A 1,757-nucleotide genomic window follows, 5' to 3' on the forward strand; every position below is an offset into this window, starting at 1 on the left:
TCCGTGATCGCCTGCGGGATCACGTCGCGGCGGTCGGCGATCGCGGAGGCCCCGAACACGATGACGAGCTCCGCGCCGAGCCCGAGCAGCTCCTGGATCGCGGCGGCCAGCGCTGCCTCCTCATGCGGCACGCGCCGCTCGGCCATGACGGCAGCCCCTGCCGGCGCCAGCCGCTCGGCGGTCACCCGCAGGGTCTTGTCGATCACCTTTGGCGCGAGCCCCGGCAGCAGCGTCGAAACCACGCCGACCCGCTTGATGGTGTAGGGCGCGACGCGCAGGGCGCCCTGGCCCGCGGCCTTCACCGCGGCATCGCGCAGCCTTGCATCGACCCCGAACGGAATGAGCTTGACGGTCGCGACCATCTCGCCTTCGACCACCGGCTTGTAGGCCGACAGCGTCGCCAGCGTAATCGCCTCGTCGATGGCGTTGATGCGATCGACCGCAGCACGGTCGACCACCAGCACGCCGGCGCGGGCGGCGAACAGATTGGCGCGGCCGGTGAAGGCACGCTCGACATGGATGCCCTCGCCGGTGACGGCCTGCGCAATGCTGGCGGCGGCTGTATCCTCGGAGACATCGCCCTGCTCCAGCCGCACGACGACGATTTCCTTGACGCCCGCCTTGGTCAGCGCCTCGACCTCGGCAGCACCGATCGTGGTGCCCTTCTTCAGCACCAGGGAGCCCTGGCGCAAAGTGTGGACGGTGACCCCGCCAATCGCCTCGGCCGGACTGGCGGGACCGAACTTCATGCCGCCGCTTCTTGCTGTTTCGGCGGCAGCCGCAGGGCCGCGGTGATCTCCGCCATGATGGAGACCGCGATCTCCGACGGCGACACCGCCCCGATGGCCAGCCCGATCGGCGCGTGGATCCGCGCGATGTCGGACTCCTTGGCGCCCTGCGCCTTCAGCCGCTCGCCGCGCTTGCCATGGGTCTTTCGCGAGCCGAGCGCACCGATATAGAAACAGTCGCGCTGGAACGCATGCAGCAGCGCCGGATCGTCGATCTTCGGATCATGGGTCAGCGCCACGAACGCGGTGTAGTGGTCGATGTTGAGCGGCGGCAGCGCCTCGTCGGGCCATTCCGCGATCAACGGCACGTCGGGAAACCGCTCCGGGCTTGCAAAGGCGGTACGGGGATCGACCACGGTGACATCGTAACCCAAAGATTGCGCCATCGGCGCCAGCGCCTGGCTGATATGGACCGCGCCGATGATGACGAGCCGCGCGGTCGGCGCATGGACGTTGAGGAACAGCTTTTTGCCTGCTACTTCGACCATGCCGCTCTTGCCCGTGCGTAGCGCGTTGGCGAGCTCGGTGCGCAGCGGATCGGCGGCAAAATCTCGGGCCTTGACTAGCCTTTGTTCGCCGCTGGCCGTGTCGGTGACGACGATCGCCGGCCGCCGCGCGGCGCGCTCGGCATTGAGGTCTGCAAGCGTTGCGAGTTTCACGATCAGCCTACTTTCTCGACAAAGACCCGGATGGTGCCGCCGCAGGACAGCCCGACATTCCAGGCGGTCTCGTCGGCAACGCCGAACTCCAGCATTTTCGGCTTGCCGCTCTCGATCACGTCCATGGCCTCGGTGACCACGGCGCCCTCGACGCAGCCGCCCGACACCGAGCCCAAGAACGTGCCGTCATCGTTGATGACGAGGCTCGAGCCCGCCGGCCGGGGCGCCGAGCCCCAGGTCTCCACCACCGTCGCCAGCGCCACGCCATGGCCGGCCTTCTGCCAGTCCTCGGCGGCCTTCAGGATGTCCT

At 68.4% G+C, this 1,757-nt stretch carries 2 protein-coding genes and 1 pseudogene; all 3 read right to left on the reverse strand.

Translation table 11 applies throughout. The features are described 5' to 3' along the window. Positions 1-749, reverse strand: a pseudogene (locus WCB02_RS21670) (4-diphosphocytidyl-2C-methyl-D-erythritol kinase); the annotation flags it as partial. Further along, positions 746-1,447, reverse strand: a complete 702-nt coding sequence (locus WCB02_RS21675) for an XdhC family protein (RefSeq protein WP_423961276.1) — start codon at positions 1,445-1,447, stop codon at positions 746-748. The pseudogene WCB02_RS21670 and the gene WCB02_RS21675, both read right to left, overlap by 4 nt. 2 nt (positions 1,448-1,449) lie before the next feature. Then, positions 1,450-1,757, reverse strand: a 308-nt coding sequence (locus WCB02_RS21680; RefSeq protein ID WP_423961277.1) for an XdhC family protein, incomplete at its 5' end; no start/stop codon positions are given.

Source organism: Bradyrhizobium sp. (assembly GCF_049581145.1).
GTDB lineage: Bacteria > Pseudomonadota > Alphaproteobacteria > Rhizobiales > Xanthobacteraceae > Bradyrhizobium.